Source organism: Pseudomonas corrugata (assembly GCF_001269905.1).
GTDB lineage: Bacteria > Pseudomonadota > Gammaproteobacteria > Pseudomonadales > Pseudomonadaceae > Aquipseudomonas > Aquipseudomonas corrugata.
Genome location: NZ_LHVK01000009.1, coordinates 23,454 through 49,046, shown reverse-complemented (window position 1 = coordinate 49,046; position 25,593 = coordinate 23,454). Strand labels below are relative to the sequence as shown.

Below are 25,593 nucleotides of genomic sequence, written 5' to 3'. Positions count from 1 at the left end.
GCGTTCCAGTGGCAGGTATTTCTGCCTGCCGCTTTATGCACTGGCAACGAAGGAGAAGCTGTATGCAAGTCAACATCAGTGGACACCAACTGGAAGTGACCGAACCCCTGCGTACCTACATCGGCGAAAAACTCGACCGATTGGAACGGCATTTCGACAAGATCACCAACGTGCAGGTCACGATGAACGTCGAGAAGCTGCTGCAGAAAATCGAAGCCACACTGCATATCCCCGGCGGAGAGGTGGTTGCCAATGCGGAGCATACAGACATGTACGCCGCGATTGACCTGCTGACCGACAAGCTGGATCGCCAACTCAAAAAGCATAAGGAAAAGACCCAGAGCCTCCTCCAGGGCGCTACCGGTCGTTAACTCCCCCAATCCATGATCCGACTAGAAACCATCCTGACCCCCGGCCGTTCCATGGTGAACGCGCCGGGCGGCAGTAAAAAGAAAGCCCTCGAACAAATTGCCAACCTGATCCACCGCGAAGTGCCGGATCTGGAAATGCAGGACGTTTTCGAGGCCCTGGTTGCCCGTGAAAAACTCGGTTCCACCGGTTTTGGCAACGGCATCGCCATTCCTCACTGTCGCCTCAAGGGATGCATCACGCCCATCAGCGCGCTGCTGCACCTTGAAGCCGCCATAGATTTCGACGCCATCGACGGCGCACCGGTTGACCTGTTGTTCGTATTGCTGGTTCCGGAAGCAGCGACCGATGCGCATCTTGAACTGCTGCGCCAGATCGCCAGCATGCTGGACCGCAAGGAAGTGCGCGAAAAACTGCGCAGCGCACCGAGTAACCAAGCCTTGTATCAGGTCGTCCTGGACGAGCAGAACGGTCATTAATCATGCGCCTGATCATCGTTAGCGGCCGCTCCGGCTCCGGTAAAAGCACGGCGCTCAATGTGCTTGAGGACAGCGGCTACTATTGCATCGACAACCTGCCGGCCGGCCTGCTGCCGGAGTTGGCCGAGCGGGCGCTGATCCATACCGAGCTGGCGCAACCGCTGGTGGCGGTTTCTGTCGATGCGCGCAACCTGCCGAGCCACTTGTCGCGTTTCCCCGAGCTGCTCGAGGAAGTGCGCAGCCGGCATATCCAGTGCGATGTCCTGTATCTGGATGCCGATGATGAAACACTGCTCAAGCGCTTTTCCGAGACCCGACGGCGCCACCCGCTGAGCAATGCCAACCGCTCGCTGGCCGAAGCCATTGAAGACGAAAGCCAGTTGCTCGGACCGATTGCCGACCTCGCGGACTTGAAGGTCAATACCACGAACCTGAACCTGTATCAGTTGCGCGACACCATCAAGTTGCGCCTGCTGAACCAGCCGGAGCCCGGCACGGCGTTCCTGGTGGAGTCGTTCGGCTTCAAGCGTGGCATGCCGGTAGACGCCGACCTGGTGTTCGATGTGCGCTGCCTGCCCAACCCATATTGGAAACCGGAGCTGCGCGAGCAATCCGGGCTCGACCAACCGGTGATCGACTACCTGGCGGCTCAACCGGATGTCGAGGAAATGTTCCAGGACATCTCCGGCTACCTGCTTAAATGGCTACCCCGTTTCGCCGCAAGCAACCGTGCCTATGTCACGATTGCCATCGGCTGTACCGGTGGTCATCACCGCTCCGTCTATCTGACCGAGCGCCTGGGCCAGCTCCTGCAACAATCCCTGAAGAACGTCCAGGTTCGCCACCGCGACCTCAGCTAAAGGATTCATATCGCGATGCCTGCTCGGGAAATTGAAATCATCAACAAGCTGGGCTTGCACGCCCGGGCTTCAGCCAAGTTTGTCGGCGTTGCCGGTCAGTTCAAGGAGACGACCATCCGCGTCGGTCGGACGCCTGAGCCTGAAACCATGATCGACGGTAAAAGCATCATGGCCATGATGATGCTTGCAGCGGGCAAGGGCACCACGATTCACCTGCAAACCCAAGGTGAACAAGAACATGAGGCGATGGATGCCCTGGTGGACCTGATCAACCGCTACTTCGATGAGGGCGAATAAGCTCCAGGCTCAGGCTCTTGGTTTCGCGAGTACAAAAAAGGCGCGTCACCCATTAGGGATGCCGCGCCTTTTTTATTGCAACGAGGTCAGCTGCCAGCCACCATCATTCGCTCGATCAGCACCGAACCGGTGCGGATGTTGCTGCGCAGCTCCAGATCCTTCCCCACCGCCACGATCTGCTTGAACATGTCGCGCATGTTGCCGGCAATGGTCACTTCCTGGACAGGGAACTGAATCTCGCCATTTTCGACCCAGAACCCGGCCGCACCCCGGGAGTAATCGCCGGTTACCATGTTCAGGCCATGCCCCATCAGTTCGGTCACCAGCAACCCTTTGCCCATCCGCCGCAGCAAGGCCGCCTGGTCCTCTTCGCCATGGGTCACGAACAGGTTGTGCACGCCACCCGCATTGGCGGTGCTCGGCATGCCGAGTTTGCGACCCGAATACGTGCCGAGAATGTAGGACACCAGTTCCCCCCTCTCCACGAACGGCTTGGCATACGTGGCCAGGCCATCACCGTCGAAAGCCGAACTGCCCATGGCCTGCATCAGGTGCGGACGTTCATCGATGGTCATCCATTCCGGGAACAGTTTCTGCCCCAGCGAGCCTTCGAGAAACGAAGACTTGCGATACAGATTGCCGCCGGACACCGCCGACAGGAAGCTGCCGAACAACCCACCAGCCAACTCGGCGGCAAACAGTACCGGCACTTCACAGGTCGGCACAGGTCGCGCGCCCAAACGACTGGCCGCCCGTTGCGCGGCTTTCTGGCCAATCACCAGCGGATCCATCAGCAGATTGCCCTGGCGGTTCACGTCGTACCAGTAATCGCGCTGCATCTGGCCATTGGCTTCGGCAATCATCACGCAGCTGAGGCTGTGACGGGTCGACGCGTAGCCGCCGATGAAGCCGTGACTGTTGCCGTACACCCGGCAGCCCTGGTGGGTATTGAGCGTCGTGCCGTCGGCATTCCTGATCCGCGGGTCGGTATCGAATGCTGCCGCTTCACAGCGCAACGCCTGCTCGATGGCTTGTTCGGGGGTGATGTCCCAAGCGTGGAACAGATCGAAATCCCGCGCCTCCTGGCACATCAGGGCGGCATCGGCCAGGCCCGAGGCCTCGTCTTCGGAGGTGTGCTGGGCAATCGCCAGTGCCGCGGCGACGGTTTCGCGAATGGCGTCCGGGCCGCTGGCCGACGTACTGGCCGAGCCCTTGCGCTGCCCCGCGTACAAGGTAATGCCAAAACCCTGGTCGCGGTTGAACTCGACGGTTTCCACCTCACGCTGGCGTACCGACGTCGACAAGCCCTGCTCCAGTGACACCGCCACCTCACAGGCACTGGCGCCCTGTCGTTTGGCCTCGGCAAGGATCTGCTCGACCTGCTCCTGCAGTGCCGGCAATGCTTGCGGGCCGACGCTCTGAACTGCACTCATGGCTTTCTCCACTCAAATTCTGCTTTCGGTAAGGCCTTCGAGCGACCGGGCCGGACAAGCGGCCCCCGACTGGTTATCATGGCGGCGTTTCTTTGCGGACTGCCCCCATGGTTGATTCTTACGACGACTCCCTCTACGAGGGTGAAAAAAGCAAATCCCAGGTCAAACGCGAGCTGCATGCTCTGGTTGACCTCGGCGAGCGCCTGACAACACTCAAGCCGGACTTGCTGGCCAAACTGCCCTTGACCGACGCCTTGCGCCGGGCCCTGGCCGATGCGCCCAAGCACACCGCGAATATCGCGCGGAAACGGCACCTGCAGTTCATCGGCAAACTGATGCGCGATCAGGACACTGACGCCATCCTGGTCCTGCTCGATCAACTCGACGCCTCCACCCGGCAGTACAACGAACGCTTCCATAACCTGGAGCGCTGGCGTGATCGCTTGATCGCTGGCGACGACGCTACCCTGGAAAAATTCGTCGTCGACTATCCGGAGGCCGATCGCCAGCAGTTGCGTTCCCTGATTCGTCAGGCCCAGCACGAAGTGGCGCAGAACAAGCCACCGGCTTCGAGCCGTAAAATCTTCAAGTACATCCGGGAGCTGGACGAAACTCAACGCGGCTTGCGCTGAGTAGCGTCCTGCAGGAGCTGCCGAGTGCAGCGAGGCTGCGATCTTTCCCATACCATTGATCCAGGGTGAAAGATCAAAAGATCGCAGCCTTCGGCAGCTCCTACGCGCCCGTACCACCCACGGTAATCGCATCGATCTTCAGGGTCGGCTGACCGACACCCACCGGTACCGACTGCCCATCCTTGCCGCACGTTCCTACCCCACTGTCCAGGGCCAGGTCGTTACCGACCATCGACACCTTGCTCATGGCCTCCGGTCCGTTTCCGATCAGCGTCGCTCCCTTGACCGGCGCGGTGATCTTGCCGTCCTCGATCAGGTAGGCCTCGCTGGTGGAGAACACGAACTTGCCGCTGGTGATGTCCACCTGGCCGCCGCCGAGGTTGGCGCAGTAGATGCCTTTTTTCACCGAAGCGATGATTTCCGCAGGATCACTTTGTCCACCCAGCATGTAAGTGTTGGTCATGCGTGGCATGGGCAGGTGCGCGTAAGACTCACGACGCCCGTTGCCGGTACGGGCGACGCCCATCAACCGCGCGTTGAGCTTGTCCTGCATGTAGCCTTTGAGTACGCCGTTTTCGATCAGCGTGGTGCACTCGGTCGGGGTGCCCTCGTCATCGACGCTCAGCGAACCGCGCCGCCCGGCCAAGGTGCCATCATCGACAATGGTGCAGAGTTTCGAAGCGACCATTTCGCCCATGCGTCCGCTGTAGGCCGAACTGCCTTTGCGGTTGAAATCGCCCTCCAGGCCATGCCCCACCGCTTCGTGCAGCAGCACACCGGACCAGCCGGACCCCAGCACCACCGGCAACGTGCCAGCCGGTGCGGGAATGGCTTCCAGGTTGACCAGCGCCTGGCGCAAGGCCTCCCTGGCGTAACCCATGGCGCGGTCTTCACTGAGGAAATAGCGGTAGTCGGTACGCCCGCCGCCGCCATGCCCCCCGCGCTCGCGGCGACCGTTCTGCTCGACAATCACACTGACATTGAACCGCACCAGCGGCCGTACATCCGCCGCCAAGCCACCGTCGGTGGAGGCCACCAGGATGCGTTCCCAGACGCCGGCCATGCTCACCGACACCTGCTGGATGCGCGGGTCGAGGGCCCGGGTCGCGACATCGATGCGCTTGAGCAGTTCGACCTTCTCGGCCCGGCTCATGACCTCCAGCGGATTATCCGGTGCATACAACTGCGCGACGTCCTGGCTGCTGAAGGCCTGTACCGTGCCGTTCTGCCCGGCCCGGGAAATCGAACGCGCCGCACGGGCCGCAGCCCCCAGGGCTTCGAGGGTAATGGCATTGCTGTAGGCGAATCCGGTTTTCTCGCCGGACTGGGCACGCACGCCCACGCCCTGGTCAAGGTTGAAACTGCCTTCCTTGACGATGCCGTCTTCCAGCGACCAGGACTCGGAGATCTGTCCCTGGAAATACAGGTCGGCCGCATCGATACCCGGACCGGCCAAGTCGCCCAGCACGCTTTGCAGGCTCTCAAGAGTTACGCCGCCGGGGGATAGAAGGTGTTCACTGACTGAGGACAACAACCCGCTCATATGTTTTACGCCTTGAATTCGTCGTCTTGGACAGGTCGCTGTCGAGCGCCCTGCGAGAAAAAGCGCCGATGGCTGGCCACCGGCATGCGCGCCCGGATGGACGCCTGTTCGCTGCTGTCACGCTCGGCCAGCAGCACGGCTTCGCCTTGATCCTGTTGCGCCAGCACCCGCCCCCATGGGTCGACAATGGCCGCATGGCCAAAGGTTTCCCGAGGCCCCGGATGCACGCCCCCTTGGGCGGCCGCCAGCACATAGCACTGGGTTTCAATGGCCCGGGCGCGAATCAGCACCTCCCAATGAGCTGCACCGGTGACGGCGGTGAACGCCGAGGGCGCCGTAATCAATTCGGCGCCGGCAGCCCGCAGCTCGCTATACAGCTCCGGAAAACGCAAGTCATAGCAGACCGTCAGGCCCACCCTGCCCACCGGCGTATCAGCGACCACCACGTTACCGCCATAAGCATAGTCATCAGACTCACGGTAGCGCCCACGATTGTCAGCCACATCAACGTCGAACAGGTGCAGTTTGTCGTACCGCGCCACGATCTGGCCCTGATCGTCCACCAGCAGCGAGCAGGCATGGGCCTTGGCCTCGGGCCGGTCCACCGGCGGCAAGGGCAACGTGCCGGCCACAACCCATAACCTGAGGTCACGGGCGACCTGTTTCAACCAGGGCAGGATCGGTCCCTGACCAAAGGCTTCGGCACGACCGAGGTCGGCCACGTCCCGCCGCCCCATCGCCGCGAAGTTTTCCGGCAACACCGCCAGCCGCGCACCGCCAGCGGCAGCCTGCTCCAGCAAAACACGGGCACGCGCCAGGTTGGCGAGCACATCGCTCTGGCTGACCATTTGAATCACTGCGACTGGCATGGTGCTTTCCTCCTGTTCCTGTCCTTATCCTTGCCGTGAGGGCTGTGGGAGCAAAGCTCGCTCGCGATACGGACGACTCGGTGCAACTGTAAACCCGCGTCATCGTTCATCGCGAGCAAGCTTTGCTCCCACAGGTTGCTCCCACAGGCTCGCTCCCGCAGGGCGGATTGCGCCGCCCACTAGAACGGCTTGTCGAAGGTGATCTTCGGCTCTTTCCACGGCCCCTTGACGTCGTATCTTACGCTGGCAAAACGCGCCACGCGGTCACCGATCAACTTGTCGATCAGAAACAGTGCTCCGCCCACCGCCGGTGCGCCGACAATCAGCGCGGCAATCGGCAGGTTGTTGCTCACCGGCAATGTCACCTGCAACTTGGCATCGACCCGGTCTGCCACCATGTCCAATGTTCCGTTGAGTTCCAGGTTGCTCGAAGGGCCAGTCAGAGTAATGGGTTCACGGGTCACGTAGACACCATTGCTCGCCACCAACAGCCCTTTGACCCGGTCGTAGCTCAGGCCCTTGCTGAACAGGTCGGAGAAGTCCAGGCGCAGCCGCCGACCAATGGAGTTGAAGTTCAGCAGGCCGAACACCCGCAATGCCTGGGCGCTGCCCTCGACCTCGACGAACTGGCCTTTGCTCAACGACGCATCGATACTGCCGGAAAAGCGCTTGGTCGCGACCCACGCCGGTGAGCCGGGCCAGTTGCCATCGACGTCCAGATGAAAGGCCTGGCTGGTCACGCTTGGGGCGAATCCCCAGCCCTTGAGCACATCCGCCAGGTTCTTGCCGCCGATGCGCCCCTTGTACCAGCTGCGGGTTGAGCCGGGCACGCCTTCCCAACCGCCACTGCCCTGCAACGTCATGCCCTTGAGCCCCAGGTCCAGATTGTTCAGCGCAATGCCTTTGCTGGTCGGACGCACCTTCAATGACCAGGCGCCGATCAGATCCGGTCCCTGGAACAACTGGTCGATCGCGATATCCATGGCCGGGATCCGTGTGGGGTCCACCGATGCCAAGGGGTCCGGCGCGTTTTCATCGGCCTGCACCGTCGGGTCCGCGGCCGGCAGGCGAACATAGTCCAGCTTGATCCCGATCGGAGCGCTCTTCGCATCCGGCAGGCTGGCGCTGCCCTTGGCCTGCTGGCTGTCGAGCCGCAAGGCCCAGGCGTCCGGCTTGCGGTCCAGTTGCACCGATGCCTGGTCCAGGGTCGTCCCCATGGCCGTGAGCTTGCCCACCTTCAGGTCGACGCCGCTGAGCAATTGCCTGGCGCTGCCGCTGGGGTCCTGTCCGGCGTACTTGTTCATCAGGTCCTGCCAGGGCCCGACATCCAGTTCCGACAGCGTCCCACGCAGCCGCAACCCTTTGGCTCCAGGCAAGACTGCATCGCCGCCTCCGAGCAACAGCTCACCACGACCATCGGCCGGCTTCCCGCCCGGCGCGGCGTACGTTAAGTTGGCGAGGTCGCCATAATTGACCCAGTAACGTCGCTCCGGGCCCTGCAGCGTCATGCGGAACACCGTGTCACGCCCGGTATCGGCCGTCATGCCGAAGGGCGCCGGCAGGTCCACCGCCACACCCTTTAGGTTGGAACTGACCGACAACTGGCTATCGGCCCCGTCGAGTATCACCTGCAACTGGTAAGGAACGACTCCGGAAACGGGCAACGGCTGGGTAACGTTCAGCCAGTCGGTGAGTTTCTTGACGTCCAGCCGCCCGGACGCAGCCACCCGGGTATTGAGCGCACCGGCACGGCCATCGGCAAAGATCTGCGCGGTCAAAGGTCGGTCGAACGCCCGGGCCGTGATGTTCTTGCCGCTCAGCCCCTTGTTGCTGTCGAAACGGAAGTCGCCCTTGAGCTGGGTCAGCTCCAGCACCGGATCGCTGAGTTTGAGTCGGGCGTCGGCGGTGCTGAAGTCCACCAGAATCTTCGGTTGATCACCCTTGGCCAATGGGATATCGAGCTTCACATTGCCTTGCAGGCCGCCTTCGCCTTCCCAGCCGGCGAACGTCTCGGCCGTGCCGATCGGCGCTGTCTGCAGGATTTTCAGCCCGTCTCCCAACCCCCCGCTGAACCCACCCTCCAATAGCAGATGGGAATGCTGCCCGCTCGGGACATGGGGAATGTTCACCGCCACGTCTCTGACCTGGGTGCCCAGCAATTGTCCCTGGCTGGCGAAAATGCGCACGCCGCTGTCTTCGACGAAAACGTCGCCACTGACCTTGCCGACCGAAGGCCAGCCCGGCTGGAAGGCCAGCTCGGCGTCATGCACCTTGAAGAACAGGCTGATGCTGCGGGCCGCGTCCTCGGCGCCGTGGTTCAGCGAACCCTGATACTGGAAAAACCCTTCATCCACGGCACCCTTGACGATGGCCGTGCGCAACCACTCATCCAGGGCCGGGCTCAGCACCGCCGGCAGATACTTGGCGGTGTAGCGCCCATCGCCATCCACCAGGCCGACCCGCAGGTCCATGTAGTCTTCCTGGCTATGGTCGAAATGCAGGCGGATCAGGAAGTCTCCGGCAATCCTGCCCTCCTCCCCCAGCACCTTCAGGTAGGGCGCGATCAGGGTAAAGCCGTGCTGGTCGAGCTTCCAGGTCAGCCGCGCATTGGCCTGCAGGTACTGCCAGGGCTTGGCGAAGATCGGATCCAGGTGCAGGGAAAAATCCTTGCTGTCCATGCGCAGCTCGCCGCCACCGAGGTCGCCGCTGAGGCTGCCCGAGACATTACGCGCCGCCGGAGCACCGTGATACGCATTGAAGCCTACCGTATCCAGGTTCGTGGCGAAGCTGACCTTCCGATCTCCGGCATTCTGCGGCCGGTAGTCCACCAACACATTGCGCAGACCACCGGTGAACCTGAGACGGTCGATGGCCGTCGCTACGCCCGCGGGCAGAGGCGCCAGGGCATTGAGCAGCGGCGTAAGCGGGGCCAGGTCGAGGCGATCGGCCTGCACATGCCAGAGTTCTTCAGTCTGCTCGGTGCCGACGCTCTGCTGCAATTGCAGGCGCGACTCCCAGCGGACGTCTCCCAGACTCATCGCCAGGGAATCGAACGTCGCGGTGAACCCGTCGCTGCCGCGCTGGAAATATCCGTTGAGTGCCAGGTTGCGGATCTGTACCGGCTTGCGCTCGGCGTAGGCGCCGGTGATGTCCGGCGCATTCAGGCGCACGGCAGCGCTCTGCAGCGTGCCGTTCCCCCAACTCAGCCAGAACTCGCCGCCGGCCTTGGCCTGGGAGAAATTCCACTCCCGGGTCAGGCGCTTCGGCAGCCATTTCGACCAGTCGCTCTGCGGCAGGCTCAGGTACGCATCGGCCTGGCCGTTCTTCCAGTCCGCGGCGCGGATGCGGGTACGCAGGTTGATTGCCAGCGGTTGCCCGTCGGGCAAGGTCAGGCGTACATCCAGGCGCTGGCGGCTGACGCCGGTCCTGAGGCTCAGGCCTACATAGGTCAGGGTCAGCGGCGCCTGATCCAGCGGCTGCAAGGTCACTTGGCTGTCCAGGATCGAGAGCCTCGATACCACCTGCATGCGATCGAACAATTGCTGCGGGTCGAACGGCTGATCTTCCTTGACTGGCAGACCTTCCAAGGCCCATTTGCCGTCGGTGCCTTCCTTGAGGCTGATTTTCAGCCCACCGAGTTCCAAGTGGGCGATGCGCACCTGCCGGGCCAGCAGGCTGGCCCATATGTCGGGCACGGCACGCACCTCATCCAGGTGCATGGCATTGGCCCCTTCGCCGATCATCACGTCGCGAGCCAGCAGAATCGGCGCCAGGCCGCTCCATTTACCCTCCACGCTGCCGACGCGCAACGGCATGCCCAGCGCTTCGGTGGCCCGATCCTCGATCTCGGCGCGGTACTCGGCTACCAGCGGCGCCAGCTCCCGCCCCAGACTGACATATAGCGCCAGCAGCACCAGCAGTAGCGCGCACAGACCCAAGCCCCAGCGGGTCAGCGCGGCCAGAATGCGGGTCAAACGCTCCATGTCAGTGGACTCCCCAGGCAAAGATATTCAAATCGGCGAGACCACCGCTTCAGGAGCCACTTCAGAGCAGCACAACGTCGTATTGTTCCTGGGAATACATGGTTTCCACCTGGAAGCGGATCGTGCGCCCGATAAAAGCCTCCAGTTCCGCGACATTACCCGACTCCTCATCGAGCAGGCGGTCCACCACTTTCTGGTTCGCCAACACTCTATAGCCAGTGGCCTGGTAAGCGCGTGCTTCCCGGAGAATTTCCCTGAAGATTTCGTAACACACGGTTTCCGGGGTCTTGAGCTTGCCCCGGCCCTGGCAGGCGCTGCACGGCTCGCACAACACCTGCTCGAGACTTTCGCGGGTGCGTTTGCGGGTCATCTGCACCAGGCCCAACTCGGTGATGCCGATGATGTTGGTCTTGGCGTGATCGCGCTCGAGTTGTTTTTCCAGGGTCCTCAGCACCTGGCGCTGGTGCTCTTCGTCCTCCATGTCGATGAAGTCGATGATGATGATCCCGCCCAGGTTGCGCAGGCGCAATTGGCGAGCGATAGCGGTGGCAGCTTCCAGGTTGGTCTTGAAGATGGTTTCCTCAAGATTGCGATGGCCAACGAACGCTCCGGTGTTGACGTCGATGGTGCTCATGGCCTCGGCCGGGTCGACCACCAGGTAACCGCCGGACTTGAGCGGCACTTTGCGCTCCAGGGCCTTCTGGATTTCGTCCTCGACGCCGTACAGGTCGAAAATCGGCCGTTCGCCGGGATAATGCTCGAGACGGTCGGCAATTTCCGGCATCAGCTCGGCCACGAACTGAGTGGTCTTCTGGAAGGTTTCCCGGGAATCGATGCGGATTTTCTCGATCTTGGGGCTGACCAGGTCCCGCAGCGTGCGCAATGCCAGGCCCAGGTCTTCGTAGATCACGCTGGGGGTGGCAATGGTCTTGATCTGCGCGGCGATCTGGTCCCAGAGTCTTCGCAGGTAACGGATGTCCATGAGAATCTCATCGGCCCCGGCGCCTTCGGCAGCGGTGCGCAGGATGAAGCCGCCGGCTTCCTTGATCCCTTCTTTCTCCACGCAATCGCTGACCACTTGCTTGAGCCGCTCGCGCTCGGCTTCGTCCTCGATCTTCAGGGAAATGCCGACATGGGCGGTGCGTGGCATGTACACCAGGTAGCGGGACGGAATGGACAGTTGCGTGGTCAGGCGCGCGCCCTTGGAACCGATGGGGTCCTTGGTGACCTGCACCACCAGGCTCTGGCCTTCATGGACCAGCGCGCCGATGCTCTCCACGGCAGGCCCTTCGCGCAGGGAAATCTCCGAAGCATGGATGAACGCAGCACGGTCCAGACCGATATCGACGAACGCCGCCTGCATGCCGGGCAATACCCGCACCACCTTGCCTTTGTAGATGTTGCCGACAATGCCACGCTTCTGCGTGCGTTCGACATGAACCTCTTGCAGCACACCGTTTTCAACCACCGCCACGCGCGATTCCATCGGCGTGATGTTGATCAGGATCTCTTCACTCATGGCAGGGTCTCGTTCAGGCATTTTCACGATAATGGCTGCATCTGGTCAGACGGCGCTCAACGCACGTTCAAGGTTTGCCAACAGGGTATGCCGAAATGCTCCAACAGTTGTGCGGTTTCGCACAGCGGCAAGCCAACCACCGCAGAATAGCTGCCCTCAAGCCCGGCGACGAACACCGCACCCAATCCCTGGATGCCATAGCCACCGGCCTTGTCCCGGGGTTCACCACTGGCCCAGTAAGCCGCCGCTTCCTCTTCGGTGATAGAGCGAAAGCGCACCCGACTGCGAACCACCCGGGATTCGCAGCGCTCCCCGTCCAAAAGAGCGATGGCGGTCAGTACCTCATGGTCGCGACCGGACAGGCTCAGCAGCATCGAGCGCGCTTCAGACTGGTCCAGTGGCTTGCCGAGAATCTGCCCGTCCAGCACTACCGCCGTATCGGCGCCCAACACGCAGCCACCGTCATCGATCGGCAAGGTCCGCCGCCCGGCCTCGGCCTTGCCGCGCGCCAGGCGCTCGACATAGGCCGACGGGGTCTCGTGATTCAGGGGAGTTTCGTCGATGTCCGCGCTGATGGCGGTAAAGGACACGCCGATCTGCGTAAGCAGCTCACGCCGACGCGGCGAGCCTGAGGCAAGGTAAAGCGGTTTCATCAATCCATCTCCCGCTTGAGCCCTAGGCTCTATACGGAAAGCCTTGATACTCGTTCATGCTGCGTTGAAAACAGCCTCGGAATGCTCATGCACTCCAGTACACTGCGCTTGCTCGGCTGTTTTCGCCTTGCCTGACCTTCGTCTCAAGACTTTTCGTACAGAGCCTAGCGAATCAGTTGATCTTGAAACGCAGGCGCAGGCCGCGCAAACCGAAGCTGACCCAAGGCCAGAGCAAGGCACTGACCAGGGCCGGCAGCACCAGTGCCAGGGTCGGCTGGCGATTGCCGGTCAGCGCGCTGAGCCATAACTGCACCAGTTGGGCCAGGCCGAAGATCACCAGGATCACCAGGCACTGTTGCCACATCGGGAACATCCGCAGGCGCTGCTGCAGCGACAGCACCAGAAAAGTAATCAAGGTCAGGATCAGCGCGTTCTGCCCCAACAGCGTCCCATAGAGCACGTCTTCGGCCAGCCCCAGGCACCAGGCAGTGACCATGCCGACCTTGTGCGGCAGCGCCAGCGCCCAGAAAGCCAGCAGCAAGGCCAGCCACAACGGACGAAGGATTTCCATGAACTGCGGCAGCGGCGAAACGCTGAGCAACAGGCCTATGGCGAAAGTCAACCAGACCATCCAGCCGTTACCGGATTGGGTACTGCTCATTCTTCTCGTGCTCCCCTGTTGGCGGGCGTAGCGGCGGGCGCTCTGGTTGCAGGCCGCGCCGATTGGGCCGCTGGTGCATGAGTGGCCGTTGCATGAGTGGCAGGCCTGGCCGGTGTTGCAGCGGGTGTTGCAGGCGCAGGCCTGGCAGGCGTAGTGGCGGGCGCAGCAGCCGGTGTGGTTGCCGAGGCCGGCGTAACCGGTGCGGACACGGATGGATTTGGCGTTGCGGCCGGCACGGCTGCGCCGGCACCAGGGGCAGCCGCTTCGCCACCCTGCCGGTCCTGGGCTTCCTGGGCCGCGGCAGCGTCGTTGGCGCGCTCTTCAGGCGTGCGGTTGTCACTGAATACCAGCAGCAGGTAACGGCTGCGGTTCAACGCGGCGGTCGGTACCGCACGGACAATGGCGAATGGCTGGCCGGAGTCATGGATGACTTCCTTGACAATCGCCACTGGATAGCCGGCAGGAAACCGCTGGCCGAGGCCGGAGCTGACCAGCAGGTCGCCTTCCTTGATATCGGCGGTGTCGGCTACGTGCCGCAGCTCCAGGCGCTCCGGGTTGCCGGTCCCGCTGGCAATTGCTCGCAAACCGTTGCGGTTGACCTGCACGGGGATGCTATGGGTGGTATCGGTCAACAGCAACACGCGAGACGTGTAGGGCATCAACTCCACCACTTGGCCCATCAGGCCGCGGGCATCGAGCACCGGCTGACCGAGGACCACACCGTCACGCTCGCCCTTGTTGATGACGATCCGGTGGCTGAACGGGTTGGGGTCCATGCCGATCAGTTCGGCCACTTCGACCTTTTCGTTGACCAGCGCAGAGGAATTGAGCAACTCGCGCAGCCGCACATTCTGCTCGGTGAGGGCCGCCAGCTTCTGCAGACGCCCCTGCAGGAGCAGGTTCTCGGTCTTGAGTTTTTCGTTCTCGGCGACCAACTCGGTCCGGCTGCCGAACTGACTGGCCACACCTTGCCACAGCCGTTGCGGCAGGTCGGTGATCCAATAGGACTCCATCAGGATCAGCGACATCTGGCTGCGCACGGGCTTGAGCAGTGTGAAGCGGGCATCGACCACCATCAGCGCAACCGATAGCACAGCCAGCACCAGAAGGCGCACACCCAACGAGGGGCCCTTGGCAAAAAGCGGTTTAATAAGCCGCTCCTCCCAGGCAAATGTTCTCTTTATTCATACGGCATCAAACCGGCCTGGATACGAATGACAGAAGATAAACGGCAACGGGCAGCACTGCAAAGTGCTGCCCGGAAGCGAACAACATGGACCCGGCGAGACTTATTCGCTGGAGAGCAGGTCCATGGTGTGCTTGTCCATCATTTCCAAGGCACGACCACCGCCACGGGCAACACAGGTCAGCGGATCTTCGGCAACGATCACCGGCAAGCCGGTTTCCTGTGCCAGCAACTTGTCGAGGTCACGCAGCAACGCGCCACCACCGGTCAGCACCAGGCCACGCTCGGCGATGTCGGAAGCCAGCTCCGGCGGCGACTGCTCCAGAGCGCTTTTCACCGCCTGGACGATGGTGGCCAGGGACTCTTGCAGCGCTTCCAGCACTTCGTTGGAGTTCAGGGTAAATGCCCGTGGAACGCCTTCGGCCAGGTTACGGCCACGAACATCGACCTCACGGATTTCACCGCCCGGGTAGGCCGTGCCGATTTCCTGCTTGATACGCTCGGCGGTGGACTCGCCGATCAGGCTACCGTAGTTACGGCGCACATAGGTGATGATCGCTTCGTCGAAACGGTCGCCACCAACACGCACGGACTCGGCATAGACCACACCGTTGAGGGAGATCAGCGCGATCTCGGTGGTGCCGCCACCGATGTCGACAACCATCGAGCCACGAGCTTCTTCCACCGGCAGACCGGCACCGATGGCAGCGGCCATCGGTTCTTCGATCAGGAACACCTCACGGGCACCGGCACCCAGGGCCGATTCACGGATGGCACGACGCTCCACCTGAGTGGACTTGCATGGCACGCAGATCAGCACGCGAGGGCTGGGCTGCAGGAAACTGTTTTCGTGGACCTTGTTGATGAAGTACTGCAGCATCTTTTCGCAGACGCTGAAGTCAGCGATCACGCCGTCCTTCATCGGACGAATGGCGGCGATGTTGCCCGGTGTACGGCCCAGCATTCGCTTGGCTTCGGTACCAACAGCCACGACACTTTTCTGGTTACCGTGGGTGCGGATGGCCACGACCGAGGGTTCATTCAGGACGATACCGCGCTCGCGCACGTAAATAAGGGTGTTGGCAGTGCCCAGGTCAATGGAGAGATCGCTGGAAAACATGCCACGCAGTTTCTTGAACATGGGAAAGGGACCCTAGGCAACGCGTGGGTAAAAAAGTGCGGCAAACTCTAACAACGACAGGGATTTTGGGCAAGGCGCCAATATGTTAAATTGGCCGCTTTTCCGTGCACCAAACCCTACAATCGCGGCAAGTGCCCTGTTTCGCAAATACGTTCCTTTTTTGACGAGTGGCTATTGTCGTCAGGCAAGGCGCCGCGACGAGTCATAGCCCGCTATGGCGAGAAGCGGCAACGCAGCATGACGGCAATGGACGCCGTCAAAAAAGAACAGTACTTGTGATACAGGGCACTGGACCGTAGAAATGCGGTAGTGTTCCGACAATCTAACACACGGACAGACTGCGTCCGTTCTGTTTTCCACTGGAGAATCCCATGGCGCTTGAACGCTCCGACGTGGAAAAAATCGCTCATCTGGCCTGCCTGGGCCTCAATGAAGCCGATCTTCCACACATCACTTCTGCCCTGAACAGCATTCTGGGGCTGGTCGACGAGATGCAGGCGGTCAATACCGACGGTATCGAACCGCTGGCCCACCCACTGGAAGCCAGCCAGCGCCTGCGCGCCGACGTCGTGACCGAACCCGATAACCGCGAGGCCTACCAGTCCATCGCGCCAGCGGTCGAAAACGGCCTGTACCTGGTTCCGAAAGTCATCGACTAAAGGGAAAGAGCCTCTCATGCATCACATGACACTGGCCGAGATCGCCCGCGGACTCGCCGATAAAAAGTTTTCCTCCGAAGAGCTGACCAAAACCCTGCTGGCGCGTATCGCCCAGCTCGACCCGCAGCTCAACAGCTTCATCAGCGTGACCGAAGACCTGGCCCTGAGCCAGGCCAAGGCGGCCGACGCCCGCCGCGCCAACGGTGAAGGCGGCGCCCTGCTCGGCGCGCCGATCGCTCACAAGGACCTGTTCTGCACCCAAGGCATCCGCACCAGCTGCGGCTCGAAGATGCTCGACAACTTCAAGGCTCCTTACGACGCCACCGTGGTCGCCAAGCTGGCCGCTGCCGGCGCTGTGACCCTGGGCAAGACCAACATGGACGAATTCGCCATGGGTTCGGCCAACGAGTCGAGCTACTACGGCGCGGTGAAGAACCCCTGGAACCTGGAACACGTACCGGGCGGTTCGTCCGGCGGTTCCGCCGCTGCCGTGGCTGCGCGCCTGCTGCCGGCCGCTACCGCTACCGACACCGGCGGCTCGATTCGCCAGCCCGCGGCCTTCACCAACCTCACCGGCCTCAAGCCCACCTACGGTCGCGTGTCGCGTTGGGGCATGATTGCCTACGCCTCCAGTCTCGACCAGGGCGGCCCATTGGCGCGCACCGCCGAAGATTGCGCACTGTTGCTGCAAGGCATGGCCGGCTTCGACCCGAACGACTCCACCAGCATCGATGAACCGGTGCCAGACTACAGCGCCGGCCTCAACGGCTCGCTGCAAGGCCTGCGTATCGGCGTGCCGAAGGAATATTTCGGCGCCGGCCTCGACCCGCGCATTGCCGACCTGATCCACAACAGCGTCAAGGAACTGGAAAAGCTCGGCGCGGTGGTCAAGGAAATCAGCCTGCCGAACATGCAGCACGCGATTCCGGCCTATTACGTGATCGCCCCGGCGGAGGCCTCGTCGAACCTCTCGCGTTTCGATGGCGTACGCTTCGGCTATCGCTGCGAAAACCCGGAAAACCTGATCGACCTGTACAAGCGCTCCCGTGGCGAAGGCTTCGGCGCCGAAGTGCAGCGGCGGATCATGGTCGGGACTTACGCGCTGTCCGCCGGCTATTACGACGCCTACTACCTCAAGGCGCAGAAAATCCGCCGCCTGGTGAAGAACGACTTCATGGCCGCCTTCAACGAGGTCGACATCATCCTCGGCCCGACCACGCCGAACCCGGCCTGGAAACTCGGCGCCAAGAACAGCGACCCGGTCGCTGCCTACCTGGAAGACGTCTACACCATCACCGCCAACCTCGCCGGTTTGCCGGGCCTGTCCATGCCGGCCGGTTTCGTCGATGGCCTGCCGGTGGGCGTGCAGTTGCTCGCGCCGTACTTCCAGGAAGGCCGCCTGCTCAACGTGGCTCACCAGTATCAGTTGAACACTGACTGGCACACCCGCACCCCTCAGGGGTTTTGAAACTGCTGCGCTCGGTAATGCTGCGTTGAAAACTGGTTCGAAATGCTCATTGACTACAGTCAACTCCGCTTTCTCACCAGTTTTCGCCTTGCCTCACCTTCGCTCGCGACGTTTCAAAATCCCCTGATAAGACTTCTGAGGAGAAACACATGCAATGGGAAGTCGTGATCGGGCTGGAGATTCACACCCAGCTCACCACCCGGTCGAAAATCTTTTCCGGCAGTTCCACCACGTTCGGCTCCGAGCCCAACACCCAGGCCAGCCTGGTCGACCTGGGCATGCCTGGTGTGCTGCCGGTGCTCAACGCCGAAGCGGTGCGCATGGCGGTGATGTTCGGCCTGGCGATTGACGCCGAGATCGGCCAGCACAACGTGTTCGCCCGCAAGAACTACTTCTACCCGGACCTGCCCAAGGGCTACCAGATCAGCCAGATGGAACTGCCGATTGTCGGCAAGGGCCACCTGGACATCGCCCTGGAAGACGGCACGGTCAAGCGTGTCGGCATCACCCGGGCGCACCTGGAAGAAGACGCCGGCAAGAGCCTGCACGAAGAGTTCAACGGCGCCACCGGCATCGACCTGAACCGTGCCGGCACGCCGCTGCTGGAAATCGTCTCCGAACCGGACATGCGCAGTGCCAAGGAAGCCGTGGCCTACGTCAAGGCAATCCACGCACTGGTGCGCTACCTGGGCATCTGCGACGGCAACATGGCCGAAGGCTCGCTGCGCTGCGACTGCAACGTATCGATCCGGCCCAAGGGCCAGGCCGAATTCGGCACGCGCTGCGAGATCAAGAACGTCAACTCGTTCCGCTTCATCGAGAAGGCGATCAACAGCGAGATCCAGCGCCAGATCGAACTGATCGAGGACGGTGGCAAGGTCATCCAGCAGACCCGCCTGTACGACCCGAACAAGGACGAGACCCGTCCGATGCGCAGCAAGGAAGAAGCCAACGACTACCGCTACTTCCCCGACCCGGACCTGCTGCCGGTGGTGATCGAAGACTCGTTCCTCGATGACGTGCGGGCCACCCTGCCGGAACTGCCACCACAGAAACGCGAGCGCTTCCAGGCGCAGTTCGGGCTGTCGAGCTACGACGCCAACGTCCTGGCCACCAGCCGCGAACAAGCCGATTACTTTGAAAAAGTCGTCGGCATCGGCGGCGACGCCAAGCTGGCGGCCAACTGGGTGATGGTCGAACTAGGCAGCCTGCTGAACAAGCAGGGGCTGGAAATCGACGAGTCGCCGGTGTCGGCCGAGCAGTTGGGCGGCATGCTGTTGCGGATCAAGGACAATACCATCTCCGGCAAGATCGCCAAGATGGTCTTCGAAGCCATGGCCAATGGCGAAGGCAGCGCCGACGAGATCATCGAAAAGCGCGGCTTGAAGCAGGTCACCGACACCGGTGCCATTTCTGCCGTACTTGATGAAATGCTCGCAGCCAACGCCGAACAGGTCGAACAATACCGTGCGGCGGATGAAGCCAAGCGCGGCAAGATGTTCGGCTTCTTCGTCGGCCAGGCCATGAAAGCCTCCAAGGGCAAGGCCAACCCGCAACAGGTCAACGAACTGCTCAAAAGCAAGCTCGAGGGCTGACGGCCATGGGGCCAGTCTTTCAATCTGGCTCCACTCTCCCCTGTGGGAGCGAATCTGTGGGAGCAAAGCTTGCTCGCGATGAAAGCACCTCGATCCGTCAGAAGATTGCGTTATCGTTCATCGCGAGCAAGCTTTGCTCCCACTGGCTCGCTCCCACATTTGTCTCGGACAATCCTTCTATGAAGCGTCTCCTCGGCGCCTGCGCCCTGCTGTCCCTGTTGGCCGGTTGCGCCAGCCAGAGCGGGACGGTCGACCCACACGGCTACGACCAGACGGGCGTGGCCTCCTATTACGGCGCCCGGCACCACGGCAAGCGCACCGCCAGTGGCGAGCGTTTCGACCAGCACAGCCTGACTGCCGCCCATCGCCAGTTGCCGTTCGGCACACGGGTGAAAATCACCAACCTGGGCAACAATGACAGTGTCGTGGTCCGTATCAACGACCGCGGCCCCTATACTCGGGGCCGGCTGATCGACGTGTCCCGTGAAGCCGCCGAGCAATTGGGCATGTTGCGCAGCGGCACCGCGCGGGTACGTGTGCAAGCCCTCGACGATTGATAGACGGAGCCCAGCCATTTCCCTACTCGCCGCTTTACCGCTTTTCAGCCTGATCGAACTGTTCGGTGGCCTGCTGTTGCTGATTGCCGGCGCCGAATTGCTGGTGCGGGCCGCTGTCGGCTTGGCAGCGCGCTTGCAAGTACGCCCCCTGATCATCGGCCTGAGCGTCGTCGCCTTCGGCAGCAGCGCGCCACAAATGGCCGTCAGCCTGCAAGCGACCCTGACGCAGAACGCCGACATTGCCGTGGGCAGCGTGATCGGCAGCGGTATCTTCAACATTCTCGTGACCCTCGGCCTGTCGGCGCTGATCATTCCGTTGCGGGTCTCGCGCCAACTGGTGCGCCTGGACATCCCCCTGATGATCGGCGCCAGCCTGTTGGTGTTCGTGCTGGCCTGGAACGAAGAGCTGACGCGGTTGGACGGCGTGCTGCTCCTGATCGCCCTGGCGGTGTACCTGGGCTTGTTGCTGCGTCAGTCACGGCACTCCGGGCGTCCCCATGCCGTAGCGGTCAAAGTGACACCGGCGTCCTGGCTCAAGAGCCTGTCGATGATCGCAGCGGGTCTGGCGCTGCTGATTTTTGCCGGACATCTGCTGCTGGGCGCGGCGGTGGAGGTCGCCACCGACCTGGGGCTTTCGGAACGTATCATCGGCCTGACCATCGTCGCCGTCAGCACCTCATTACCGGAGCTTGCGACCTCACTGATCGCCGCTCTGCGGGGCCAGCGCGACATCGCGGTGGGCAACGTGATCGGCAGCAACCTGTTCAACCTGCTGGGGGTGCTCGGGGTGACCGCCCTCCTCGCACCGACGCCGCTTTCGGTTTCGCCGAACGCGCTGGACTTCGACCTGCCGGTGATGCTCGGCGTGGCGGTGCTGTGCCTGCCGGTGTTCTATTCCGGCTACCGGGTCACCCGCGCCGAAGGCTTGTTGCTCCTGGGCTTGTACCTGGCCTATGGGCTGCACGTGATGTCGTTTACCACCGGCATGCCCCTGGCTGGCCAACTGGAACGGCTGATGCTGTTCTACGTGCTGCCGGTCCTGCTCGTATTCTTGCTGTTCACCTCCGTGCGCGCCTGGCGCCGCCAACACCACAAGAGGGATTTGCCATGACCGACACTCCAAAGACCGGCCTGGACATGCGTCGCCAGGTGATGGGCGACGCATTCGTCGACCGCGCCCTGGGCAACGCCACCGAATTCACCCAGCCTCTGCAGGATTTCGTCAATGAACATGCCTGGGGCAGCGTCTGGAGCCGCGAAGGCCTGCCGCTGAAAACCCGCAGCCTGATCACGCTTGCCGCCCTCACCGCCCTCAAATGCCCGCAGGAACTCAAAGGCCATGTGCGTGGTGCGCTGAACAACGGCTGCACGGTGGAGGAGATTCGCGAAGCGTTGTTGCATTGCGCGGTGTATGCCGGGGTGCCGGCGGCGATCGATGCGTTTCGGGCGGCGCAGGAAGTGATCGAGGCGTATCAGAAGTCGGAGTGAAACGCGGGATTTGGGCTGTATGGACTGGCGCCATCGCGAGCAGGCTCGCACACAGTGGATCGGGTTTCTTCAGAAGGAATGCGATCGAATGTGGGAGCGAGCCTGCTCGCGATTGGATCTGAAGAACACCACAGCAGCTAGATCCACCCACCCCACTGCAACACAAAGATCCCCAGGTTGGTGGTGATCGCCGCCATCAACGTGGTGATGACGATGATCGCCGCCGCCAGCTCATGGTTGCCATCGGCGGCACGGGCCATGACGAAGCTGGCGGCGGCAGTCGGGCTGCCGAAGTACAGGAACAGAATCCCCAATTCCGCCCCGCGAAAGCCCCAGAGCCAGGCGCCCAGGGTGGTCAGCACCGGCAGGCCGACCATCTTCACCAGGCTCGAACTCATGGCCATCTTGCCACTCTTGCGCAACGCCGCCAGCGACAGCGTACCGCCGATGCAGATCAGCGCCAGGGGCAAGGTCATCTGCGCGAGGTACTTGCCTGACGTCTCGAACCAGTGCGGCAGGCCGATCTGCCAATAGGCGAACGGCGCGGCAATGATCACGCTGATAATCAGCGGGTTGCTGAACACACTTTTGCAGATGCTCCACGGGTCGGACTTGATCACCGGGCTGTAGACCGCCAGCACGATGGTCGACAACGTGTTGTAGAACAGGATCACCAGCGCTGCGAGGATCGCCCCCAGGGAAATCCCATAGTCGCCATACATGCTCGCCGCCAGCGCCAGGCCGATGACCCCGTTATTGCCACGAAACGCCCCTTGGGTATAGATGCCGCGATCTTCCCACGGGCAACGCCAGATCGCCCAGCCCCAGGCCATGGCGAAGCTCACCAGGGTGGCGACGGAGAAATAGATCAGCAGGTCCGGCTGCAGCGCCGCATGCAGGTCGGCATGGAGGATGCCGAGGAACAACAGCGCCGGCATGGTGACGTTGAACACCAGGGACGAGGCGATGTGGATGAAATTGTCGTTGATCCAGCCTATGCGCTTGAGCAACACCCCCAGAAACAGCATGGCAAACACCGGCGCGGTGATGTTCAGGGTTTCGAGGAAAATTGCCAGCATGCCGGGGACCTTGAGAGGGGTGTCGTTAGGTGGCTAATAATAAGCCACTTTCCCACTGATCGTTCCCACGCTCTGCGTGGAAATGCCTCAACGGACGCTCCGCGTTCGGCTCTCGGGACGCGGAGCGTCCCTGGCTGCATTCCCACGCAGAGCGTGGGAACGATCAACGACAACGTCAGATCAGGTAATCGGCGCCGGGTTGAACAAGGTGATGTCGTTGTACAGCTTGTGCCGTTCAGCCCAGGTCTGCTTCTTGCCGCTGGCCACATCAAGGTAATAGTGGAACAGTTCCCAGCCCAACTCTTCGATCGAGGCACGGCCAGTGGCAATCCGGCCGGCGTCGATGTCGATCAGGTCGGGCCAGCGCTGGGCCAGTTCGGTACGGGTCGAGACCTTCACCACTGGAGCCATCGCCAAACCGTAAGGCGTGCCACGGCCGGTGGTGAACACGTGCAGGTTCATCCCCGCCGCCAATTGCAGCGTGCCGCAGACAAAATCGCTGGCCGGCGTGGCGCAGAAGATCAGGCCTTTTTGCTTGAAACGCTCGCCCGGACCGAGCACGCCGCTGATCGCACTGCTGCCGGATTTGACGATCGAGCCCAGGGACTTTTCAACGATGTTCGACAGCCCGCCCTTTTTGTTGCCCGGCGTGGTGTTGGCACTGCGATCCGCCTCGCCCTTGGCCAGGTAACGGTCGTACCAGTCCATCTCGCGCACCAGCTCCTGGGCAACCTCCCGGGTTTGCGCCCGGGACGTCAGCAGGTAGATGGCGTCGCGTACTTCGGTGACCTCGGAGAACATCACCGTCGCCCCGGCACGCAACAACAGGTCCGAGGCATAGCCCAGGGCCGGGTTGGCGGTGATGCCGGAAAACGCATCGCTGCCACCGCACTGCATACCCAGGATCAACTCCGAAGCCGGCACGGTTTCGCGACGACGCTGGTCGAGTTTCTTCAGGCGGGTTTCAGCCAACGCCATGATCTGTTCGATCATCTCGGTGAAGCCGTGGCTGGAGTCCTGCAAGCGATACAACCATGGCTCGCTGAGGTCAACCGAGCTGTCGTTTTCGTGCATCACCTGTCCGGCCTGCAATTTTTCACAGCCCAGGCTGATCACCAGCGCCTCGCCACCCAGGTTCGGGTTGCGCGCCAGGTTGCGCACGGTACGAATCGGGATGTACGCATCGGTGGCGGTGATCGCCACGCCACAGCCGTAGCTGTGGGTCAGCGCCACCACGTCATCAACGTTCGGGTACTTGGGCAGCAATTCTTCCTTGATGCGCTTGACCGCATGATCCAGCACCCCGGTCACGCACTGCACCGTGGTGGTGATGCCCAGGATATTGCGCGTGCCGACGGTACCGTCGGCGTTACGGTAGCCTTCGAAGGTATAACCCTCCAGCGGCGCATCGGCCGCCGGCACGTCGGTGGACAGCGGCAGGCTGTCCAGCGGTGGCGCGGTGGGCATGCGCAACTGGTCTTCCTTGACCCAACTGCCATGGGGGATCGGTTGCAACGCGTAGCCAATCACCTGGCCATAGCGAATCACCTCGCCGCCCTCGGGAATGTCCTGCAGCGTGACCTTGTGGCTCTGGGGCACGAAGTCCACGGTGACCAGGCCGTCCGGGAATTCGGTCCCGGCCGGAACACCCTGGTCATTGACGACGATCACCACATTGTCCCGCTCGTGCAGGCGGATGTAACGGGGCGAATCGGCATGTTCAATCAGTTTCATCGGTGCCGCTCCTTCAGGACTTGGCTTCGGACAGACTGGAGAGGTCGGCATCCCTGGCCGTGGGTTCCTTGAGCACGACACGCTTGATCGGCCCAACGATGACCAGGTAGCTGAACACCGCCACCAAGGCGTTGCAACCGACGAATACCAGTGCCCACTTGAACGAACCGGTGGCACTGATGATGTAGCCGATGACGATTGGTGTAGTGATCGATGCCAGGTTGCCGAAGGTGTTGAACAGGCCACCGCTCAAGCCGGCGATCTGTTTTGGCGAGGTATCGGACACCACGGCCCAGCCCAGCGCGCCCACCCCTTTACCGAAGAAGGCCAGGGCCATGAAGCCGACCACCATCCATTCGATTTCGACATAATTGCAGGCCACGATGCTGCTGGACACCAGCAGGCCGGCGATGATCGGGGCCTTGCGGGCGAAGGTCAACGAGTGGCCCTTGCGCAGCAGGTAATCGGAGATCACCCCGCCCAGCACGCCGCCGATGAAGCCGCAGATCGCCGGCAAGGACGCGATGAAGCCGGCCTTGAGGATGGTCATGCCACGCTCCTGGACCAGGTACACCGGGAACCAGGTCAGGAAGAAGTAGGTGATACCGTTGATGCAGTATTGGCCCAGGTACACGCCGAGCATCATGCGATTGGTGAGCAATTGGCGGATGTAATCCCATTTCGGACCGTCGGCCTTCTTCTCCTTGCCCTTCCCCTTGTCCTGGTCCATGTCGACCATCGCGCCATTGGCGGCGATATGATTGAACTCGGCTTCGTTGATCATCGGATGCTGGCGCGGGCTGTGGATCACTTTGAGCCAGATCAGCGAGAACACGATGCCAACCACGCCCATCACGATGAACACGTGCTGCCAGCCGAAGCGGTAGACGATCCAGCCCATCAGCGGCGCGAACAACACAGTGGCGAAATACTGCGCCGAATTGAAGATTGCCGAGGCGGTGCCGCGCTCTGCGGTGGGAAACCAGGCGGCGACAATACGTGCGTTACCCGGGAAGGATGGCGCTTCGGCCAGCCCGACCAGAAAGCGCAGCATGAACAGCGCAACCACGGCCGTCGACATGCCGAATTCACCGACATAGCCCTGCAGCACGGTGAAAAACGACCAGGTAAAAATGCTCAGGGCATAGATTTTTTTCGAGCCGAAACGGTCGAGCAGCCAACCACCGGGAATCTGCCCGGCTACGTAGGCCCAACCAAAAGCGGAGAAAATATAACCAAGGGTAACGGCGTCAATGCCGAGGTCTTTCTGCAAGCTGGAGCCTGCGATGGCGATAGTTGCGCGGTCGGCATAGTTGATCGTCGTCACCAGAAACAGCATGAGCAGGATCAAATAGCGGACGCGGGTCGGCTTGGTTTCTTGCATGTAA

At 61.9% G+C, this 25,593-nt stretch carries 22 protein-coding genes and 1 pseudogene; 11 read left to right on the top strand and 12 right to left on the bottom strand.

From position 1 onward, the window contains the following. The first annotated feature begins 62 nt into the window (after positions 1-62). Genes hpf through AD665_RS14190 form a run of 4 tightly spaced genes read left to right on the top strand, consistent with a single transcriptional unit; the run spans position 63 to position 2,005 of the window. Complete coding sequence (gene hpf / locus AD665_RS14205; protein WP_003178005.1) at positions 63-371, top strand: ribosome hibernation-promoting factor, HPF/YfiA family; 309 nt, start codon at positions 63-65, stop codon at positions 369-371. A gap of 12 nt (positions 372-383) precedes the next feature. Further along, entirely contained in the window at positions 384-848 is a 465-nt protein-coding gene (gene ptsN / locus AD665_RS14200; RefSeq protein ID WP_024777484.1) for a PTS IIA-like nitrogen regulatory protein PtsN, read from the top strand. Between the two features lie 2 nt (positions 849-850). After that, entirely contained in the window at positions 851-1,708 is an 858-nt protein-coding gene (gene rapZ / locus AD665_RS14195; protein WP_024777483.1) for an RNase adapter RapZ, read from the top strand. Between the two features lie 15 nt (positions 1,709-1,723). Then, positions 1,724-2,005: an HPr family phosphocarrier protein gene (locus AD665_RS14190; protein ID WP_024777482.1), complete on the top strand. Its 282-nt coding sequence runs from the start codon at positions 1,724-1,726 to the stop codon at positions 2,003-2,005. 86 nt (positions 2,006-2,091) lie between these two features. Here the strand turns inward: AD665_RS14190 and pmbA are convergent, their stop codons facing one another. After that, positions 2,092-3,438: a metalloprotease PmbA gene (gene pmbA, locus AD665_RS14185; protein WP_053192523.1), complete on the bottom strand. Its 1,347-nt coding sequence runs from the start codon at positions 3,436-3,438 to the stop codon at positions 2,092-2,094. A gap of 107 nt (positions 3,439-3,545) precedes the next feature. On the opposite strand from pmbA, the gene yjgA reads away from it, so the two are divergent. After that, a complete protein-coding gene (yjgA, locus tag AD665_RS14180) occupies positions 3,546-4,070 on the top strand; it encodes a ribosome biogenesis factor YjgA (RefSeq protein ID WP_024777480.1) in 525 nt (174 codons plus the stop codon). Between the two features lie 100 nt (positions 4,071-4,170). Here yjgA and tldD read toward each other — a convergent pair whose 3' ends face one another. From tldD to mreB, 8 genes are all read right to left on the bottom strand, one after another. Further along, positions 4,171-5,613: a metalloprotease TldD gene (tldD, locus tag AD665_RS14175; protein WP_024777479.1), complete on the bottom strand. Its 1,443-nt coding sequence runs from the start codon at positions 5,611-5,613 to the stop codon at positions 4,171-4,173. Between the two features lie 5 nt (positions 5,614-5,618). Then, entirely contained in the window at positions 5,619-6,482 is an 864-nt protein-coding gene (locus AD665_RS14170) for a carbon-nitrogen hydrolase family protein (protein ID WP_024777478.1), read from the bottom strand. Between the two features lie 179 nt (positions 6,483-6,661). Continuing rightward, positions 6,662-10,465 carry a YhdP family protein gene (locus AD665_RS14165; RefSeq protein WP_053192521.1) on the bottom strand — a complete coding sequence of 1,268 codons (3,804 nt, stop codon included), beginning with the start codon at positions 10,463-10,465 and terminating at the stop codon, positions 6,662-6,664. Positions 10,466-10,526: 61 nt separating this feature from the next. After that, positions 10,527-11,984 (bottom strand): ribonuclease G, encoded by a 1,458-nt coding sequence (gene rng / locus AD665_RS14160; protein ID WP_024777476.1) that lies wholly within the window; start codon positions 11,982-11,984, stop codon positions 10,527-10,529. A 56-nt stretch (positions 11,985-12,040) separates the two neighbouring features. Beyond that, positions 12,041-12,637 (bottom strand): Maf family protein, encoded by a 597-nt coding sequence (locus tag AD665_RS14155; protein ID WP_024777475.1) that lies wholly within the window; start codon positions 12,635-12,637, stop codon positions 12,041-12,043. Between the two features lie 172 nt (positions 12,638-12,809). Then, positions 12,810-13,298: a rod shape-determining protein MreD gene (gene mreD / locus AD665_RS14150; protein WP_003197820.1), complete on the bottom strand. Its 489-nt coding sequence runs from the start codon at positions 13,296-13,298 to the stop codon at positions 12,810-12,812. Continuing rightward, positions 13,295-14,413, bottom strand: a complete 1,119-nt coding sequence (mreC, locus tag AD665_RS14145; protein ID WP_024777474.1) for a rod shape-determining protein MreC — start codon at positions 14,411-14,413, stop codon at positions 13,295-13,297. The genes mreD and mreC overlap by 4 nt, the downstream gene beginning before the upstream one ends. 174 nt (positions 14,414-14,587) lie before the next feature. Beyond that, positions 14,588-15,625, bottom strand: coding sequence for a rod shape-determining protein MreB (gene mreB, locus AD665_RS14140; RefSeq protein ID WP_015093487.1), 1,038 nt, complete (start codon positions 15,623-15,625; stop codon positions 14,588-14,590). Positions 15,626-15,996: 371 nt separating this feature from the next. On the opposite strand from mreB, the gene gatC reads away from it, so the two are divergent. From gatC to AD665_RS14110, 6 genes and pseudogenes are all read left to right on the top strand, one after another. Further along, on the top strand, positions 15,997-16,284 hold the full coding sequence (gene gatC / locus AD665_RS14135) for an Asp-tRNA(Asn)/Glu-tRNA(Gln) amidotransferase subunit GatC (protein ID WP_024777473.1): 288 nt from the start codon (positions 15,997-15,999) through the stop codon (positions 16,282-16,284). A gap of 16 nt (positions 16,285-16,300) precedes the next feature. After that, positions 16,301-17,752, top strand: coding sequence for an Asp-tRNA(Asn)/Glu-tRNA(Gln) amidotransferase subunit GatA (gene gatA / locus AD665_RS14130; RefSeq protein WP_024777472.1), 1,452 nt, complete (start codon positions 16,301-16,303; stop codon positions 17,750-17,752). A 143-nt stretch (positions 17,753-17,895) separates the two neighbouring features. Continuing rightward, positions 17,896-19,347 (top strand): annotated as a pseudogene (gatB, locus tag AD665_RS14125) (Asp-tRNA(Asn)/Glu-tRNA(Gln) amidotransferase subunit GatB); the annotation flags it as partial. 179 nt (positions 19,348-19,526) lie between these two features. After that, positions 19,527-19,904 (top strand): septal ring lytic transglycosylase RlpA family protein, encoded by a 378-nt coding sequence (locus AD665_RS14120; RefSeq protein WP_024777470.1) that lies wholly within the window; start codon positions 19,527-19,529, stop codon positions 19,902-19,904. A 49-nt stretch (positions 19,905-19,953) separates the two neighbouring features. Beyond that, on the top strand, positions 19,954-21,015 hold the full coding sequence (locus AD665_RS14115; RefSeq protein ID WP_053192863.1) for a calcium/sodium antiporter: 1,062 nt from the start codon (positions 19,954-19,956) through the stop codon (positions 21,013-21,015). Beyond that, positions 21,012-21,392, top strand: coding sequence for a carboxymuconolactone decarboxylase family protein (locus AD665_RS14110; protein ID WP_024777468.1), 381 nt, complete (start codon positions 21,012-21,014; stop codon positions 21,390-21,392). Before AD665_RS14115 ends, AD665_RS14110 begins: the two co-directional genes overlap by 4 nt. A gap of 137 nt (positions 21,393-21,529) precedes the next feature. On the opposite strand, the gene AD665_RS14105 is transcribed toward AD665_RS14110, so the two are convergent. The 3 genes from AD665_RS14105 to AD665_RS14095 form a co-directional block, all read right to left on the bottom strand. Then, positions 21,530-22,471 carry an AEC family transporter gene (locus AD665_RS14105; protein WP_024777467.1) on the bottom strand — a complete coding sequence of 314 codons (942 nt, stop codon included), beginning with the start codon at positions 22,469-22,471 and terminating at the stop codon, positions 21,530-21,532. A gap of 180 nt (positions 22,472-22,651) precedes the next feature. Further along, a complete protein-coding gene (gene garD, locus AD665_RS14100; protein WP_053192518.1) occupies positions 22,652-24,205 on the bottom strand; it encodes a galactarate dehydratase in 1,554 nt (517 codons plus the stop codon). Positions 24,206-24,218: 13 nt separating this feature from the next. Beyond that, entirely contained in the window at positions 24,219-25,589 is a 1,371-nt protein-coding gene (locus AD665_RS14095) for an MFS transporter (RefSeq protein WP_053192516.1), read from the bottom strand. Positions 25,590-25,593: the final 4 nt, after the last annotated feature.

What these genes read in the sequence shown, in the direction of transcription:
- hpf (WP_003178005.1), top strand. Translation starts at nt 63, where the DNA reads ATGCAAGTCAACATCAGTGGACACCAACTGGAAGTGACCGAACCCCTG.
- ptsN (WP_024777484.1), top strand. Translation starts at nt 384, where the DNA reads ATGATCCGACTAGAAACCATCCTGACCCCCGGCCGTTCCATGGTGAAC.
- rapZ (WP_024777483.1), top strand. Translation starts at nt 851, where the DNA reads ATGCGCCTGATCATCGTTAGCGGCCGCTCCGGCTCCGGTAAAAGCACG.
- AD665_RS14190 (WP_024777482.1), top strand. Translation starts at nt 1,724, where the DNA reads ATGCCTGCTCGGGAAATTGAAATCATCAACAAGCTGGGCTTGCACGCC.
- pmbA (WP_053192523.1), bottom strand. Translation starts at nt 3,438, where the DNA reads ATGAGTGCAGTTCAGAGCGTCGGCCCGCAAGCATTGCCGGCACTGCAG.
- yjgA (WP_024777480.1), top strand. Translation starts at nt 3,546, where the DNA reads ATGGTTGATTCTTACGACGACTCCCTCTACGAGGGTGAAAAAAGCAAA.
- tldD (WP_024777479.1), bottom strand. Translation starts at nt 5,613, where the DNA reads ATGAGCGGGTTGTTGTCCTCAGTCAGTGAACACCTTCTATCCCCCGGC.
- AD665_RS14170 (WP_024777478.1), bottom strand. Translation starts at nt 6,482, where the DNA reads ATGCCAGTCGCAGTGATTCAAATGGTCAGCCAGAGCGATGTGCTCGCC.
- AD665_RS14165 (WP_053192521.1), bottom strand. Translation starts at nt 10,465, where the DNA reads ATGGAGCGTTTGACCCGCATTCTGGCCGCGCTGACCCGCTGGGGCTTG.
- rng (WP_024777476.1), bottom strand. Translation starts at nt 11,984, where the DNA reads ATGAGTGAAGAGATCCTGATCAACATCACGCCGATGGAATCGCGCGTG.
- AD665_RS14155 (WP_024777475.1), bottom strand. Translation starts at nt 12,637, where the DNA reads ATGAAACCGCTTTACCTTGCCTCAGGCTCGCCGCGTCGGCGTGAGCTG.
- mreD (WP_003197820.1), bottom strand. Translation starts at nt 13,298, where the DNA reads ATGAGCAGTACCCAATCCGGTAACGGCTGGATGGTCTGGTTGACTTTC.
- mreB (WP_015093487.1), bottom strand. Translation starts at nt 15,625, where the DNA reads ATGTTCAAGAAACTGCGTGGCATGTTTTCCAGCGATCTCTCCATTGAC.
- gatC (WP_024777473.1), top strand. Translation starts at nt 15,997, where the DNA reads ATGGCGCTTGAACGCTCCGACGTGGAAAAAATCGCTCATCTGGCCTGC.
- gatA (WP_024777472.1), top strand. Translation starts at nt 16,301, where the DNA reads ATGCATCACATGACACTGGCCGAGATCGCCCGCGGACTCGCCGATAAA.
- AD665_RS14120 (WP_024777470.1), top strand. Translation starts at nt 19,527, where the DNA reads ATGAAGCGTCTCCTCGGCGCCTGCGCCCTGCTGTCCCTGTTGGCCGGT.
- AD665_RS14110 (WP_024777468.1), top strand. Translation starts at nt 21,012, where the DNA reads ATGACCGACACTCCAAAGACCGGCCTGGACATGCGTCGCCAGGTGATG.
- AD665_RS14105 (WP_024777467.1), bottom strand. Translation starts at nt 22,471, where the DNA reads ATGCTGGCAATTTTCCTCGAAACCCTGAACATCACCGCGCCGGTGTTT.
- garD (WP_053192518.1), bottom strand. Translation starts at nt 24,205, where the DNA reads ATGAAACTGATTGAACATGCCGATTCGCCCCGTTACATCCGCCTGCAC.
- AD665_RS14095 (WP_053192516.1), bottom strand. Translation starts at nt 25,589, where the DNA reads ATGCAAGAAACCAAGCCGACCCGCGTCCGCTATTTGATCCTGCTCATG.